This window comes from Inhella crocodyli, assembly GCF_004004565.1.
Classification (GTDB): Bacteria; Pseudomonadota; Gammaproteobacteria; order Burkholderiales; family Burkholderiaceae_C; genus Inhella; species Inhella crocodyli.
Map to the genome: position 1 here is coordinate 21,631 of NZ_SACM01000006.1, position 15,193 is coordinate 36,823.

Here is a 15,193-nt window from a genome sequence, read left to right on the forward strand (position 1 = left end):
TTAGAAGGCTTCGCGCGCCGCGGCCAGCGTGGTGTCGATGTCGGCCTGGGTGTGCGCCGCGCTGACGAAGCCGGCTTCGTACAGGGCCGGGGCGAAGTACACGCCGCGGTCCAGCATGCCGTGGAAGAAGCGGTTGAAGGCCGGGCCGTCGGTGGTCATCACGGTGCTGTAGTTCTGCGGCAGCGTGGGCATCAGGAAGAAGCCGAACATGCCCCCCTCGCTGTCGCCGCTGAAGGCAATGCCCTTGTCTTGGGCCACAGCCTTGAGGCCGTCGACCAGGCTGCGTGTGCGAGCGGCCAACGCATCGAAAAAGCCGGGCTTCTCGATCTCCCGCAGCGTGGCCAGGCCGCAGGCCGTGGCCACCGGGTTGCCGCTCAAGGTGCCGGCCTGGTACACGCCGCCCAGTGGGGCCAGCTTGCCCATGATGTCGCGCCGGCCGCCGAAAGCCGCCAGCGGCATGCCGCCGCCGATGACCTTGCCCATCACGGTCAGGTCGGGCGCGAAACCGGGGATGGCCTTGGCGTAGACCGATTGCGCGCCGCCCAGGGCCACCCGGAAGCCGGTCATCACCTCATCCAGGATGAGCAAGGCGCCGTGCTGGGTGCAGAGTTCGCGCAGGCGCTTCATGAAAGGCACCGTGGTGCGCACGAAGTTCATGTTGCCGGCGATGGGCTCGATCATCACGGCGGCCAACTCGGCCCCGTGCTTCTGGAACGCCAGCTCCAAGGCCTCGATGTCGTTGAAGGGCAGCACCAAGGTGTGCTGCGCCACCTCGGCCGGCACGCCGGCGCTGGTCGGGTGTCCGAAGGTGGCCAAACCCGAGCCGGCCTTGACCAGCAAAGCGTCCGCGTGCCCGTGGTAGTGGCCCTCGAACTTGATGAACAGGCTGCGGCCGGTGAAGCCGCGGGCCAGGCGGATGCAGCTCATGCCGGCCTCGGTGCCAGAACTGACCAGGCGGATCTGCTCGACCGAGGGCAGGTGGGCCATCACCGCCTCGGCCAGCTCCACCTCGCGCTCGGTCGGGGCGCCGAAGGAGAAGCCATCGACCAAGGCCTTCTGCACCGCCTCGACCACGGCCGGGTGCCCATGGCCCAAGATCATGGGGCCCCAGGAGCCGATGTAGTCGATGTAGCGCGTGCCGTTGGCGTCCCAAAAGTAGGCGCCTTGCGCGCGCTGGACGAAGCGCGGCGTGCCGCCCACGGCGCGGAAGGCGCGCACGGGCGAGTTGACGCCGCCGGGAATGCAGGCTTGCGCCCGCTCGAAGAGCTGTTGGTTGCGGTCCATCGGGGTCTCAGTGCATCCGGCGCGGGGGCGGCGGGGTGTCGTCGGTGGGGGTGCCGGGCAGGTCGGCGTCGACCTCGCCGTCCTCGGGCGCCGGCAGCGCCCAGAAGAAGCGGTCCGGGATGACGTGGCCCATGCCACCCTGGAAGCCAGCGTCCAGCGCCTGGTCCAAGAAAGTCAGGGCCTCGCCCACGGCCTCGTGCAGTTCCACGCCCGAGGCCAGCAGGGCGGCCAAGGCGGCCGACAAGGTGTCGCCCGCGCCGATGAAGCTGGCCTCGAAGCGCTCGAACTTCTCGCCCGTGATCGGGCCTTGCGGGCCGGCCAGCACGTTGTCCACGTGCTGGTTGGGCAGGTTGATGCCGGTGACCAGGGTGTGGGCGGCGCCCAACTTGTGCGCGGCCACGGCGAGTTCGCGCGGCGAGGCCGGGCGGTCGGCATCCCAGTCGGGCAGCAAGAACTCGGTCAGCACCGCGTGGTTGCCCACCAGCACGGCGGTCTGCGGCAGCACGAGCTCGCGCAGGGCGTCTTGGTAGCTCTGTTGCTGTTCGTCGTCCAGCCAGGTCGTGGCGGGGACGTAGGTGACCAGGGGCAGGTCGGGGTAGTCGCTGAGGATCTCCGCCACGGCGGCCACGGTCTCGGCGTTGCCGAGGAAGCCCACCTTCCAGGCGCTGGTGGGCATGTCCTCCAGCACCGAGCGGGCCTGCTCGGACACCACCTCGTCGTCCAGCGCGTGGTGCTCGAACACCTCGGCCGTGTCGCGGATCAGCACGCTGGTGACGACCGGCAGGGGGTGCGCGCCCATGGCGACGATCGCGGCTTGGTCCGCCCCCAGGCCCGCGGCCCCGGTCGGCTCGCTGGCGTTGAAGCTCATGACGCTGGGGGGGGCGGCCTCTTCGGCGGGGGGCGCATCGGCGTCGGGGAGGTCGGCAGTGGTCATGATGTGGTGGGCTCGGCCGTGCAAAACACCCGCTGGAGGCGTCTCGCCCCAGGGATTTCCCATGGGTGTTCCCCCAGGAACCAGGGGGGGCCGTGCATAGAATGAATCGATTGTAGTGAGGGCTGTCTACCCCGATGGCCCAGCCCAAAAGGACGAAATTGAGCAACGAACTCAGCACTTGGATGTGCTTGATCTGCGGTTGGATTTACGACGAAGCCAGCGGCGATCCGGAGCACGGCATCGCCCCCGGCACGCGCTGGGCGGACGTGGACATGAACTGGACCTGTCCGGAATGTGGCGCGCGCAAGGAAGACTTCGAAATGGTGCGGATCTGAGTGCAACCCTGCACAGGGAGTGACGAGCCGTGAGTGACAACGAGAACACCGCCCCAAGCGCCGGTTCGAAGGTGCTGGTCATCGACGACAGCAACACCATCCGGCGCAGCGCCGAGATCTTCCTCAAGCAAGGGGGCTTCACGGTCATGCTTGCCGAAGACGGTTTCGACGCCTTGGCCAAGTTGGGCGATTTCAAGCCCGACCTGGTGTTCTGCGACATCTTGATGCCACGCCTCGACGGCTACCAAACCTGCGCCATCATCAAACGCAACCCCGAATTTGCGCACGTGCCGGTGATCATGCTGTCGTCCAAAGACGGCCTGTTCGACAAGGCACGGGGCCGCATGGTGGGCTCGCAGGACTACCTGACCAAGCCCTTCACCAAAGACCAACTGCTGCAAGCCGTGCGTCAACACGGCGCCTGAGGACCCTCCCATGACCATCAAGAACATCCTCTTGGTCGACGATTCGAAGACCGAACTGCACCACCTCAGCGAAATCCTCACCAAGCGGGGTTTTTCGGTCCGCACAGCGGAGAACGGTGAAGAGGCCTGGAAGCGCCTGGAAGAGGGCACGCCCGACTTGATCCTCATGGACGTCGTGATGCCCGGCCAGAACGGTTTCCAGTTGACCCGCGCGATCACCCGCGATGAGCGCTACGTCAACGTGCCCGTCATCATGTGCACGAGCAAAAACCAAGAGACCGATCGCGTCTGGGGCTTGCGTCAAGGGGCCAAGGACTACGTGGTCAAGCCGGTGCAGGCCGACGAGCTGATGGCCAAGATCAAGGCCTTGGGCTGACATGGGCAACAAGGTCGCCCTCCGCGAGTTCCAGCAACGCCTGGCCGAGCGCCTGGCCGCGGCCAAGGTGCAGGCGCAAGCCGCGCGCTGGTTGGCGGTCGATTGCGGTGGCCTGGGCCTGCTCCTGCCCCTGCAGCAAGCGGGCGAAATCTTTGCGCCGGTCCCCATGACCAGCGTGCCTTACACCCAGCCCTGGATGCTGGGGGTGGCCAACCTGCGTGGGGGCTTGCACGGCGTGGTGGACCTGGCGGTCTTCTTGGGCCTGCGGCAGCGGCCGCGGTCCGACGGTGGCGGTCGGTTGGTGTCGCTGAACCACGAACTCAACATCAACTGCGCATTGCTGGTGGACCGATTGATGGGCTTGCGCAGCGAAGACCAACTTCGCCGCGTGACCGACGACGTTGGGCAGCGCCCCCACTTTGCGTCCGAGCAGCGCGAGGACGATCAAGGCCGCCGCTGGCAGGTCATCGACCTGGAACTGTTGGTGCGCTTTGAACCCTTCTTGAACATCGTGGCCGCGGCCTGATGCCCAGGCAGCAACCCACCTGAACCAATCGGCGGCGAACTGAAACGCCCCACTTGAATCAAACCGTGACGAGGGACTCCATGAGCTTTCTGGACAAGATGAAAAACACTGGCACCGGCGCCGACTCCACGCAGCAGGACGCCCGTGACAGCGTCTACGAAGCCGTTCAACTCGACCCTCAGGGCGCCGACACGACCGCGGCCCCCACCACCCAGATCCAGGACAGCCAGCTGACGGCCGGTGCCGACAGCACGCTGACGAGCACGGTTTACTCCACGATGGAGCCTCTGCCCGTGAAGGTGGGCGACCGCACCGTGAGTTGGCAGAAGGTTTACTTGGGCGTGGGCATCGGCGGCCTGGTCGGCACGCTGCTGATGGTGGCCATGACCATTTGGCTGGCCGATCGCAGTGCGCAGCAGGTGCGGGCAGCCGGTCAGGCGCTCACGCAGTCGCAGCGTTTGGCCAAGGCCACGTCGACGGCCATGGTGGGCAATCCCGTGTCGTTCTCGGAACTGCGCGAGAGCTTGGGCATCCTGACTGGGGTGACCCGCAACCTGTCTTCGGGCGACGGCAAATTGGCCCGCGCACCGGGCAAGGTGCGTGATGCGCTCGATCCGCTGATGCCCATGGTCGACAAGGCCGAGAAGAGCGTGAAGGCCGTGCTGGAGCAGGAAAAGGTGCTGACCCAGGTGGGCCAGTCGCTGCGCGCGATCAACCGCCAATCCTCGGACTTGCTGGAATCGGCCGAAGCCGTGGCCTCGCATGCCTTGCAAACGGGGGGATCGGCCACCGAAATTGCCGCCACCGGTCAATTGGTGATGCTGACCCAGCGCATCGGCAAGAGCGCCAGCGAGTTCCTGACGCAAGAGGGTGTGAGCCCCGAGGCCGTGTTCTTGCTGGGCAACGACTTGAACGCGTTCAAAGCCATCGCCGAAGGCTTGCTCAACGGCAGCCGCGAATTGAACTTGCCGGCCGCGCGCGATGGCACGGCCCGCGAGAACCTGAAGAAGCTGCTGGTCAACTTCGAAAGCACCCGCGAACAGGCCGGTGCCGTGTTGAACAACTTGAGCGGCTTGGTGGCGGCGCGCGAAGCGGCCAACGACATCCTCAAGGACTCTGAGCCGCTGCGCAAAGGCCTGGACGACGTGGGTCAGAAGCTCGACGAAGCCAGCGGCTTGTCTTGGTGGCAAGGCCTGTTGTTCTTGGCGTCCTTGGGCGCCTTGGTGTACGGCGGCTACGGCTTGTTCCGACTCTTCATTTCGAGCCAACAACGCCGCGCCCAAAAGGCGGAAGAAGACCGCCGCCAGGCCCAAGCGCAGGAACTGGAAGCCAAGCGCGTCAACGACGCCAACCAGGCCGCCATTCTTCGCTTGATGAACGAGCTGCAGGCGGTGGCCGAAGGCGACTTGACGCAACAAGCGACGGTGACGGAAGACATCACGGGGGCCATCGCCGACTCGGTGAACTACACCGTGGAAGAGCTGCGCAACCTCGTCGGCCAGGTGCAGGCCACGGCCGCGCGGGTGACGGAGACCACCGGCCAAGTCGACCAAACCTCGACCGAGCTGCTGGCCGCTTCGACCGAGCAGCTGCGTGAGATTCGTGCCACGGGCGACGCGGTGTTGCAGATGGCCGGCCGAATCAACGAAGTGTCGACGCAGGCCGAAGACGTGGCCGACGTGGCCCGCAAATCGCGTGAAGCCGCCGAACAGGGCAAGAGCGCGATGCAGAACAACCGCGAAGGTATGAACGCCATTCGCGACCAGATCCAGGAAACCTCCAAGCGCATCAAGCGGCTGGGCGAGTCGTCGCAGGAGATTGGCGAGATCACGGAGCTGATTTCGGACATTACCGAACAAACCAACGTGCTGGCCTTGAACGCCGCCATCCAGGCCGCCTCGGCCGGTGACGCTGGCCGCGGTTTCTCCGTGGTGGCCGAAGAAGTGCAGCGACTGGCCGAACGCTCGGCCGACGCGACGCGTCGAATCGCGGCGCTGGTGAAGGCCATTCAGACCGACACCCAAGACGCCGTGGCCGCCATGGAGCGCTCGACCTCGGGGGTGGTGGAGGGCACGAAGCTGTCCGACGCCGCCGGTCAGGCCCTGGACGAGATCGACGCCGTGGCCCGCCAGCTGGACGAGATGGTGGCCAACATCACGAACCGCGCGAAGCAGGAAGCCACGTCCGCCAACGACGTGGCCGCCAACATCCAACATATCTTTGCCGTGACCGAACAGACCTCCGAGGGCACGCGTTCGACGGCCAAGATGGTGCACGAACTGTCCCGTTCGGCCGACGCGCTGAAAACTTCGGTGGCCCGATTCAAGGTTGGCGCTTAAGGCCCGGCCGCTTCTCATTCGCGTTTCATGACCGACCCCGTCCTCCCAACGGCCGCCCCTGACCTCACGCCCCTGGCGTGGGTGAACGAGGAGTTGCGGCGCACGCTGGAAGGCGTGCACAAGGGCTTGCGCCGCACGCTGCGCGAGTACGACCTGCGCCAGGCCAGCAACCAACTGGACGTGGCCCAGACCCGCACGGCCCTGGGCTTGCAGGCCACGGCGATGCACCAAGCCGGTGGTGCTGTCCAGATGGTCGGTTTGCGCGAAGGCGCCTTGGTCATGCAGGCCAACGAAGGGCTGATTCGCCGGATGGCCGACGGCGCGGCCATCACGGTGGCGCAGGTCGAGGCGATCGAGCGCGCCGACTTCGCGGTGCTCACCTATGTGACGCGCTTGCTGGCTGGGGGGCGTCCGTCGCCATTGAGCCTGTTCTCGGTGTACCGCGCCGTGCAGGAGCTCAACCAAGCCGAACGCATTCACCCGGCAGACTTCTGGCCTGCGCATTTCGAGTGGCATGCCTTGCCGCCAGTTGCGTTGAGTGACGAGGTCCCCAGCCTGGACGCGCTGCGCACGGCCTTTGACGCCGCGTTGCTGCGACAGATGCGCCAACCCAGCCCCCAGCACGCCGGCCAACTGGCCGACCTGTGCAAAGGCTTGAGCCAGGTTTTGGCCCGTGAGCCCCTGGGCAGCTTCTGGCAGCTGGCCGCGGCCCATTACGAGGCCTTGGGTTTGGGGCTGATCGAGGCCGATGCCTTCGTCAAGCGCCTGGGTTCGCGCTTGGTGGCGCAGTTGCGCAGCCATGCCCAGGGGCACGACGACGTGTCGGAACGCCTTGTGCAGGACCTGCTGTTCTTCAATGCGCAATCGCGCGAGCCGGCGCCGGGTGCTGCGCCTTGCTTGGAAGCCGTTCGCGCCGCGTACGAATTGCGGGACCTGTCTGCGGGCGATTACCGCGACGACAGCCTCGGGCGCGTCGACCCCAGTTGGATCGCGCAGGCGCAGCGCCGTTTGCAGGTGGCCAAGGAAGCCTGGGGCGCCAGCGCCGAGGGCGAGGCCGCCCGAGCCGCGGGCATGGAAGAGGCCTTCGGCAGCCTGAGCGAGTCCCTGACGCAGCTGTTTGCCAATGGCGAGTTGCTCGGGCAGACCTTGCAGCGAGCTGCCGTGGTCACGGCACGGGCCGGTCACCGACCGCCCGCTTCGCTGGCGATGGAAGTGGCGTCGTCCCTGCTGTACATCGATGCGGCCTTGGAAGACGCGGTGTTCGACCAGCCCGAGCAAGCCGCCCGCGTCGCTCGCTTGGCCGAGCGGGTCCAACTGGCCGCCACCGGCCAAGGCACCGACACGCTTGAGCCTTGGATGGAGGACGTGTACCGCCGCGTCAGCGACCGCCAAACCATGAGTGGCGTGGTGCAAGAACTGCGCCACAGCCTGAACGAAGTCGAACGCCTGGTCGACGAGTACTTCCGCGACCCTGCGGCGCGACGTCAGCAGCTGGTTCAAGTGCAATCGCCGCTCACGGCGATGCGGGGCGTGCTCAGCGTCTTGGGCATGCCGCAGGCCGCGATTGCTTGCGTTCGCATGCGCGACGAAGTGGATCGCTTGGCCGAGACCGAAGTCGACCCAAGCCTGCCTGGACCCCGCGCCGTCTTCGACCGCTTGGCCTGCAACCTTGGCCAGTTGGGCTTCCTCATCGACATGCTCAACGTCCAGCCCCAACTGGCCAAGTCGATGTTCCGCTTTGACGAGGACAAAGGCGAGTTGGTGGCCGACGTGGCGCCCGAGCGCCGCACGGCCCCGCCGGCGGAACCGGCCTTGGTGGAGCAGGTGCGTGCGGCCGTCCAAGCCGCGCCAGAAGACCCGGCCGCCTTGGCCCGCGACTTGGAGCGCCTGGCCTTGCAGGCCGAGGCCGACGATCAGCCGACCTTGGCTGCCGTCACGCAAAGCGCTGCGCGCGAACTGGACATGCCGGCGCTGGACATCGCCGACTTGGACCTCCCCGACCTGGAGCTGCCGGAGCTGCCCAGCGAGGCCCTCCCGCCTATGGACGTGGACACGGTCAGCGGCACGGAGGCCTTGACGGCTTTCCTCGATTCGCAGGTGCCTGCCGCGCCCGCCCCCGCACCCGTGGTGGCGCCGGCTCCGGTGCAAACCGACGAAGAGATCGACGAGGAGATGTTGGAAATCTTCCTCGAGGAGGCCGACGAAGTTGTGGGCAACGCCCGCGAGGCCTTGGCCGCCTTGCAGGAGGAGCCCGGCAACCGGGCCCAAGCCACCAACGCCCGCCGTGCCTTCCACACGCTCAAGGGCAGCTCGCGCATGGTCGGGCTGAATGCCTTCGGCGAGGCCGCTTGGGCCATCGAGCAGCTGTACAACAAGTTGCTGGCCGACGAAGCCCCGCTGGGCCGACCGGTCTTGGACTTCACCGCAGAGGCCTTGGACGAGCTGGCGACCTGGCGGGATGCCATCGCCGCCGGCTCTGCCGCCGCGTTCAGCCCGGACAGCCTTCGCGCCCGCGCCGATGCCCACCGCCTGGGCACGCCGCTTCCAGCCCCGGTAGATGCGCCGCCGGCCCTCGTCGTGGATGCCCCGGCGATCGAAGAGATTCCCGCCCTGGGCACGCCCGAACCCGTGGCAGCGCCGGCAGAAGCCGAACACGCCGACACGGAGTTCAATGTCGAGCTCGCGATGGCGGCGATCGAGGCCGAACCCGAAGCGGTCTTGGCCGACGAAGAACTCTTGGACTTGGCCTCCCTCATGGAGGCCGATGCCGACGCCACGCTGCCCCTGCCGCGTCCTGGCGAGGCGGGCGACGATCACGCAGACTTCGAGAACACCCGCCCGTTCGAGATGCCCGAACCGGCAGAGACCGTTGGGACGGCCGCCGAGCCGCTGGCGTTCGTTGGGCTCGACTTGGATGCCGATGCCACCCTGGCAGAGGTGCCGCTGGACGAGGCGCCGATCGACATGGCGGCCTTGGACCTCACCTTGGAGACGGTGCCGGCCGAGTTGGACATGCCCATCGCGGCAGCCGTCGAGCTGGATCTGGGCATGCCCACGCCGGTCGAGGCCTTGTCGGAGCCGGAGTCGCTGCCCGACCTCCATCTCAATTTGGACGTGACCGACGAAATGTCGGCGTCCGTCGGTGCTCCGGACGCGGCATTGCCGGTCGACGACACCCACGAATTGAGCCTGCCGGAGCCCGAGGCCCTGGCCGCCGAGCCGGTGGCCGACGCCGAGTTGGTTTTGACCCTCGACGGCGAAACCGATGTGGCGCAGGTGGCGAGCGAGCCCATCGCCGTCGACGAACCGATGGCCGAAGCGTCGCTCAGTTTTGGCGTGGCCGGCACTTCTGAGGCGCCGCCCGCTGAGCCCACCGAGGTTGCCGAAGCCCCCGCTGAGGCGATCGATGGGGAAGTCCTCCCGCAGTCGGCAGAGGACGAAGACGAAGGCTACAAGCGCATCGGCGACCTGCGAATCAGCGAGACCCTGTACAGCATCTTCATCGGCGAGGCCGACGAGCACGTTCGGCGCCTCACGGTGGCGCTGCACGACTGGGCGAAGGTCCACGACGAGGCGCCGCCCGCCAACAGCGAGGTCTATGCCCACGCCCTGGCCGGCAATGCCGCCACGGTCGGGTTCGACGGTCTGTCGGTCTTGGCGCGGGCGCTGGAGCATGCGTTGGGCCGCGCCCAGCATGCGCAAGGTTGGACGGGCGACGACGGCCTGCTCTTCGCGCGCGCTGCCGACGCCATCGCACACCTGCTGCACCAGTTCGCGGCGGGCTTCTTGCAGGCGCCGGAGGGCGACTTGGTGCCTGCCCTGCAGGCCTACCAGCCGGTCATGCGGGCTGCCGAGTCCGAGCCCGAGACGGCGATGGGCGAGTTGAACGAGGTCCCGGCCGCAGCCACTTCGGTTGCTGCGTTGACCTTGCCCGACGACGACGACTTTGTGCCGGGCGAGCCCGACCAAATCGACGACGAGTTGTGGGAGATCTTCGAAGAGGAAGCGTCCGACCTGTTGCACCAGCTCCAGAGCCGCCTGCGCGACTGGACCACGCACCCGCAAGACGTGGCCCGCGGCGACGCCTGCATGCGCACCTTGCACACGTTCAAGGGCGGCGCGCGCTTGGCCGGCGCCATGCGCCTGGGCGAGTTGGCCCACCGCTTGGAGACCGAAGTCGCGACGCTCATGGCCCTGCCCGAGCGCAGCGCCGGCGACGTGGTGCCTTTGCAGCACCGAGGCGACGACATCGATGCCGAGTTCGAGCGGCTTCGCAAGCAACTCCGTGAAGGCGTCAAGCCAGCGCCTGCTGTGGTCGCAGCCCCTGTGGCGGTCGAGCCGGTTGCCGAAGCGCCATTGCGTCGTTCGGAGCCCGAGTTGTTGGCGCCGCCGGTCGTGGAGCATCCCCCGCTGGCGCCCACCGCCGTCGACTGGTCGCAGTTCGTGGGCCAGGATGCGCGCGAATTGGAGGCGGCCGACGCGGCGCCCTTGGTCGGCGCCCAAGCCATGGTTCGCGTGCGGGCCAACTTGCTCGACCGCCTGGCCGCGCAAGCGGGCGAGGTTTCCATCCGCCGTGCGCGGATGGAGAGCGAGCTGTCGCAGATGAAGACCGCCTTGCTCGAACTCGACGACAACTTGGAGCGCCTGCGCACCCAGTTGCGCGAGTTGGAGGTGCAGGCCGAGGCCCAGATCAGTTCGCGCCAAGAGCAGGCCAAGGCCGCCGGCAGCGACTTCGACCCCTTGGAGTTCGACCGCTACACGCGCTTCCAAGAAGTGACGCGCATGCTGGCCGAATCGGTGAACGACGTGGCCACGGTGCAGCGCAGCTTGCAGCGCAACGTCGCGCAGGGCGAAGACGAGTTGGCGGCGCAAAGCCGACTCACGCGCGAGTTGCAGGATGACCTGCTGCGCTCTCGCATGGTGGAGTTCGATTCTTTGGCCGAGCGTTTGCATCGCGTGGTCCGGCAGGCCGCCCGCGAGAGCGGAAAGCAAGCGCAGTTGGAGATCACCGGCGGCGCCATCGAACTGGACCGCGGCGTGCTGGAGCGCTTGATCGGCGCGTTCGAGCACCTGCTGCGCAACAGCGTCGTCCACGGCATCGAAGAGCCGGACGCGCGCAGCAAGGCCGGCAAACCCAACATGGGCACTTTGCGCGTTCGCCTCTCGCAAGAGGGCAACCAAGTGCTGATCGCCTTCAGCGACGACGGTGCCGGCTTGAACCTGGCGGGCATTCGGGAGAAGGCGGCCAAGCTGGGCCTGTTGCCCACCGACCGAGAACCCACCGAAAGCGAACTGGTGCAGATGATCTATGCGCCGGGCTTCTCGACCGCGTCCAGCGTCAGCGAGCTGGCTGGGCGGGGCGTCGGCATGGACGTCGTGCGCTCGGAAGTCAACACGCTGGGTGGCTATGTGTTGACCCGCACGCAAGCGGGCAAGGGCACCGAGTTCGATCTGCGCGTGCCCCTGACCACCGCCTTGACCCAGGTGGTGCTGCTGCGCTGCGGGGACCTGCAGGTGGCCGTGCCGGCCAGCCTCGTCGACACGGTGCTGCGCCTGCCGAATGCCCAACTCACCAGCGCTTATGCCAGCGGGCAGTTGCAAGCCGGCAGTGCCTCGGTGCCCCTGTACTGGTTGGGCGGGCTCTTGGCGCACGACGAGCATCCGCAACTGCATGGCAAGCACGCCGCCGTCGTGTTGGTCCATTCGGGCCCGGATCGCATCGCCATCCACGTGGACGAGGTCATCGGCAACCAGGAAGTCGTGGTCAAGAACCTCGGCCCGCAGCTGATGCACGTCCCGGGTTTGGCTGGCATCAGCTTGCTGGCCAGTGGCTCGGTGGCCTTGATTTACAACCCGGTGGCCTTGGCCGAGCGCTACGGTCACATCGCGGTGGCGCGCACGCACCAGGCGGACACGCCGGTGGTGGTGGTCGAAGCCAAGGTCGAAGCCCAAGCGCCGCTGATCATGGTGGTCGACGACTCCCTCACCGTGCGGCGTGTGTCGCAACGCTTCTTGGAGCGCGAGGGCTATCGCGTGATGCTGGCCAAGGACGGCTTGGACGCGATGGAGCAGTTGGCCCGCGACGAGTTGCCGGACATGGTCTTGTCGGACATCGAGATGCCGCGCATGGACGGCTTCGACTTGGTCCGCAACATCCGCGCCGACCAGCGGCTCAAGGCCTTGCCTGTGGTCATGATCACGTCTCGCATCGCCGAGAAGCATCGGGACTACGCGCAGGCATTGGGCGTGCAGGGCTACCTCGGCAAGCCTTACGATGAAGAACACCTGCTGGGCCTGATCCGCCAGCACACCCGCCACCTCGCAACGGCCTGACGCCAGACTCGAACCCCCCGAATGGGCAACGTCGTCGAACAACTCGCGGAAATCACCGGCTACAAGGACCGGGATGTCATGGACGTCACCATGGTGGTGGCCATGCGCGACATGTTGTCCCCCCTGTCCGTCAGCATTTACAGGGCGGTGGGGGCGGGCGATGACCAACGTTGGATGACACGGGCGCGGCTGGCTGCCGACGACGCGGTGGCCACGGCCGACCCCTTGTCCACGCCGCTCACCGAGTTGCCGCCTTTGGCGCAGTTCCCGGCGCGCATGGCTTGCTTGCAAAAGCACGAACTGCGCGAGTCGGCGGCGGGCAGTGAGTTCACCTGTCACTTCCCGTTGCTCAGCGAGCACGACGGCGACGGCGTGCTGGAGATCGTCACGCGCACGCGCCTGTCACCGGCCGAGCAGCGCACGGTCAGCGCCATCGTCAAGGTCTATCACAACTTCCAGGGGCTCTTGGATTACTCCGAGCGCGACACCCTGACGGGCTTGTTGAACCGCAAGACCTTCGACGGCAGCTTTCTCAAGCTCCTCGGCGGTGGTGGGGCCCTGGCCACGGCGGTGGCGGCAGGCGACCGCCGCCACGAACCCAGCGCCTCGTACTGGCTCGGGGTGATCGACATCGACCACTTCAAGCGGGTGAACGACAACTTCGGCCACTTGATCGGGGACGAGGTCTTGCTGTTGCTGTCGCGCCTGATGCGCGCCTGCTTCCGCTACCACGACCGCTTGTACCGGTTCGGCGGCGAGGAATTCGTGGTGCTGCTGCGTGCCGACAACGTGGCCGATGCCGCAGCGGCCTTTGAGCGCCTGCGTGTGCAGTGCCGCAACTACGCCTTCCCGCAGGTCGGTCAGGTCACCCTGTCGATTGGCTTCACCGCGATCCGCATGGGCGATACCCCAGCGGGTGCCTTCGACCGCGCCGACAAGGCCGTGTACCACGCCAAACACCACGGCCGCGACCAGGTGCATGGCTTCGAACAACTGGTCACCGACGGGCACCTGCAAGAAGAAGGCGACAAGGAAAGCGACGTCGAGCTCTTCTGAGCACTCGCGGCCGCTGAGCGGTTTCAGCGAGTGAGAGGGGTTTCAGCAGGTCGGCGCAATCTGAGGCGCCGTTCTCCGCCCGCCTCGAGCCAGGTCTCGAAGCGGCAGGGGCGCACCTCCAGGCCAGGCAGGATGGCGTTGGCCACGGCGGGCGGGCGAATGAGGCCGCGTTGACGCAGCACTTCCAACGCCCAAAGGGGCGCGAGGACGACGGAGCGGTGAGCGATGGGCATGACCGGCATGTTCCGAGTTCAAGGCCCTGACGGCCATCCCCCCCAAGGGGCCCCACCTTTGGGGGGCTGGGAGGCGGGGTGTGCGCTGGGCACAGTGGTGCCATGAACCGACCTCAACGCCCCAGCAGTGCCCTTCTTGCACGCCCGGCGTCCCAAGCCATGGGCAGTCCCATCCCCGCCGAAGGCGACCCGCGAGCGCCTGTACCGGCCATCGCTGGATTGGAGGTCGCCGACAGTTCTTTCGGGGCATGGCTGGCCGCCGGCGGCGACCGGCGTCAAACCGTGTCCGGACCTCGGACCGCCTGGACGCCGGAGCAGCGCGCCCACCGCACCGTGGAAGTTCAGCGCGAGGCCCGGCAGCGGTTGGGCGTGGCCAACTGGGACACCCTGCGCCCCCAGACCCTCAAACGCTGATCGTGCAAGGCCTGTCCGCTGAATCGGGCTGCAGGCCAGGTCGGCCGTTGTTCAGCGCCGCTGGGCCGGTGCCCCCTTGGCAGAACGGGTGCCAGGACGCCTCGGCCCCCCAATCTCGACTGCAGATGCCCGACACATGCGGATGGGAGGCGCGCCATCGGCAGCAACCGGTCGGCCAGAAAGCGATCGCCCTCCAGCGTCGAGCCTTCTCTGTCCATGCCATCGGGGGCCGGGACCGCGTGTGCCCTGGCTCAAACCCCGCAAACACGGCGACGGCGCTGCCGGTGCCAGTGCCGGCCGCACTGGGGCACATGGGAACGGCGACACCGCATTGCAGCCCGGCCACGTCCCCGGCCAGCACACAGGCGCCTCAGCCATCGAAGGTCTTGGGGCCGGAATCGCCCGTCCAAGCCGACATCGTGCGGTTCACGCCACCGCCGCGGAGCTTGGCGGGAGACCGCCCCGTCTGAACCGAACCGGCTTGGCGTCAGCGCGAGCTCACCACGTCGCGGTGCATGGGGGCGAGCAGCGCCAGCATGCGGTTCTGTTCAGCAAATGGGATGCCACGGGCCGCCATGCTGGCTTGCAGGATCTCGACCAGCGCATGGAAGTCCGAGCGACGCACGCCCATGTCCTCATGGGCGCTTTTCATGTCGGGGCCGTCGTAGACGCAAGGGCCGCCCGCCAGTTGGCACAGTTGATCGGTCAGTTGCCCGGCCAAATGCTGCGCGTTGGTGTCACGGAAGAAACTGCCGATGCGGGCGTCGGATTTCAATCGGGGGACGAAGTCGTCCATCACGGCACGGATGCCGGCCTTGCCGCCCCATGCGCGGTACAGGCTGTCATCGCCCGCGAAGGACAGCGTGGGAGACCAGGCCGCGACGAGCAACATGGAGAGGGTCAAGCCCTTGACGGTGGCGCTGAGTTTCATGGTGGAC

11 protein-coding genes are annotated in these 15,193 nt (G+C 67.2%); 8 read left to right on the forward strand and 3 right to left on the reverse strand.

Annotated features, from left to right (window positions below):
* The gene (hemL, locus tag EOD73_RS16550; protein WP_127684158.1) at positions 1-1,284 is read right to left on the reverse strand and encodes a glutamate-1-semialdehyde 2,1-aminomutase; all 1,284 of its coding nucleotides are present in this window, start codon (positions 1,282-1,284) and stop codon (positions 1-3) included.
* A 7-nt stretch (positions 1,285-1,291) separates the two neighbouring features.
* Positions 1,292-2,218 carry a bifunctional hydroxymethylpyrimidine kinase/phosphomethylpyrimidine kinase gene (gene thiD, locus EOD73_RS16555; protein WP_240660763.1) on the reverse strand — a complete coding sequence of 309 codons (927 nt, stop codon included), beginning with the start codon at positions 2,216-2,218 and terminating at the stop codon, positions 1,292-1,294.
* Positions 2,219-2,352: 134 nt separating this feature from the next.
* Between thiD and EOD73_RS16560 the strand changes: the two genes are divergently transcribed.
* From EOD73_RS16560 to EOD73_RS16595, 8 genes are all read left to right on the forward strand, one after another.
* On the forward strand, positions 2,353-2,553 hold the full coding sequence (locus tag EOD73_RS16560; RefSeq protein WP_127684159.1) for a rubredoxin: 201 nt from the start codon (positions 2,353-2,355) through the stop codon (positions 2,551-2,553).
* 29 nt (positions 2,554-2,582) lie between these two features.
* On the forward strand, positions 2,583-2,978 hold the full coding sequence (locus EOD73_RS16565) for a response regulator (RefSeq protein WP_127684160.1): 396 nt from the start codon (positions 2,583-2,585) through the stop codon (positions 2,976-2,978).
* A 10-nt stretch (positions 2,979-2,988) separates the two neighbouring features.
* Positions 2,989-3,354, forward strand: a complete 366-nt coding sequence (locus tag EOD73_RS16570; protein ID WP_127684161.1) for a response regulator transcription factor — start codon at positions 2,989-2,991, stop codon at positions 3,352-3,354.
* 1 nt (position 3,355) lies between these two features.
* Complete coding sequence (locus tag EOD73_RS16575; RefSeq protein WP_127684162.1) at positions 3,356-3,880, forward strand: chemotaxis protein CheW; 525 nt, start codon at positions 3,356-3,358, stop codon at positions 3,878-3,880.
* 80 nt (positions 3,881-3,960) lie between these two features.
* Positions 3,961-6,219: a methyl-accepting chemotaxis protein gene (locus EOD73_RS16580; RefSeq protein ID WP_127684163.1), complete on the forward strand. Its 2,259-nt coding sequence runs from the start codon at positions 3,961-3,963 to the stop codon at positions 6,217-6,219.
* A gap of 27 nt (positions 6,220-6,246) precedes the next feature.
* Positions 6,247-12,552, forward strand: a complete 6,306-nt coding sequence (locus EOD73_RS16585; protein WP_127684164.1) for a hybrid sensor histidine kinase/response regulator — start codon at positions 6,247-6,249, stop codon at positions 12,550-12,552.
* A 21-nt stretch (positions 12,553-12,573) separates the two neighbouring features.
* Positions 12,574-13,608 carry a GGDEF domain-containing protein gene (locus EOD73_RS16590; protein WP_127684165.1) on the forward strand — a complete coding sequence of 345 codons (1,035 nt, stop codon included), beginning with the start codon at positions 12,574-12,576 and terminating at the stop codon, positions 13,606-13,608.
* Positions 13,609-14,000: 392 nt separating this feature from the next.
* Positions 14,001-14,255 (forward strand): hypothetical protein, encoded by a 255-nt coding sequence (locus EOD73_RS16595; RefSeq protein ID WP_127684166.1) that lies wholly within the window; start codon positions 14,001-14,003, stop codon positions 14,253-14,255.
* A gap of 487 nt (positions 14,256-14,742) precedes the next feature.
* Here EOD73_RS16595 and EOD73_RS16600 read toward each other — a convergent pair whose 3' ends face one another.
* Positions 14,743-15,186, reverse strand: a complete 444-nt coding sequence (locus tag EOD73_RS16600) for a group I truncated hemoglobin (RefSeq protein ID WP_127684167.1) — start codon at positions 15,184-15,186, stop codon at positions 14,743-14,745.
* Between the last annotated feature and the right edge of the window lie 7 nt (positions 15,187-15,193).

Coding starts and splice junctions, on each gene's coding strand:
- hemL (WP_127684158.1), bottom strand. CDS start 1,284: ATGGACCGCAACCAACAGCTCTTCGAGCGGGCGCAAGCCTGCATTCCC.
- EOD73_RS16600 (WP_127684167.1), bottom strand. CDS start 15,186: ATGAAACTCAGCGCCACCGTCAAGGGCTTGACCCTCTCCATGTTGCTC.
- EOD73_RS16570 (WP_127684161.1), top strand. CDS start 2,989: ATGACCATCAAGAACATCCTCTTGGTCGACGATTCGAAGACCGAACTG.
- EOD73_RS16575 (WP_127684162.1), top strand. CDS start 3,356: ATGGGCAACAAGGTCGCCCTCCGCGAGTTCCAGCAACGCCTGGCCGAG.
- thiD (WP_240660763.1), bottom strand. CDS start 2,218: ATGACCACTGCCGACCTCCCCGACGCCGATGCGCCCCCCGCCGAAGAG.
- EOD73_RS16585 (WP_127684164.1), top strand. CDS start 6,247: ATGACCGACCCCGTCCTCCCAACGGCCGCCCCTGACCTCACGCCCCTG.
- EOD73_RS16590 (WP_127684165.1), top strand. CDS start 12,574: ATGGGCAACGTCGTCGAACAACTCGCGGAAATCACCGGCTACAAGGAC.
- EOD73_RS16560 (WP_127684159.1), top strand. CDS start 2,353: ATGGCCCAGCCCAAAAGGACGAAATTGAGCAACGAACTCAGCACTTGG.
- EOD73_RS16595 (WP_127684166.1), top strand. CDS start 14,001: ATGGGCAGTCCCATCCCCGCCGAAGGCGACCCGCGAGCGCCTGTACCG.
- EOD73_RS16580 (WP_127684163.1), top strand. CDS start 3,961: ATGAGCTTTCTGGACAAGATGAAAAACACTGGCACCGGCGCCGACTCC.